Here is a 364-nt window from a genome sequence, read left to right as displayed (position 1 = left end):
AGAAAAAGGCGCACCGCTCACGGTGGACGTGACGGAGGATAAATTCCTGTTTCTGACCGAAACCGGCTCGAAAAGTGTGCCGGTCTGGGCGCTGCCGGATAACTTCAAGAATCACGGCAACTACGTGGTGAGCCTCGCGAACGTCACGCGCTGGCTCGGTCAGCAGGCTGAGGCGCTGGGCGTGGAAATCTTCCCGGGCTTTCCGGCCGCCGAGATTCTGTACAACGACGACGGCTCGGTCAAAGGCGTTGCCACCGGCAACCTGGGCATCGGCAAGGACGGCGAGCCGACCGAGAACTTCCAGCTCGGTATGGAACTGCACGCGAAATACACGCTCTTCTGCGAAGGCGCGCGCGGGCATCTG

General features: G+C 61.5%; 1 protein-coding gene. It reads left to right on the top strand.

The window, feature by feature from the left end; genetic code table 11:
* The coding region (locus tag PQQ95_RS36560) for an NAD(P)/FAD-dependent oxidoreductase (protein WP_408447271.1) at positions 1-364 on the top strand (364 nt) is incomplete at both ends.

It is taken from the genome of Paraburkholderia caffeinilytica (assembly GCF_046030355.1).
GTDB lineage: Bacteria > Pseudomonadota > Gammaproteobacteria > Burkholderiales > Burkholderiaceae > Paraburkholderia > Paraburkholderia caffeinilytica_B.
Note: the sequence above shows the minus strand (reverse complement) of the source record. Positions and strands in the feature narration are given on the sequence as shown.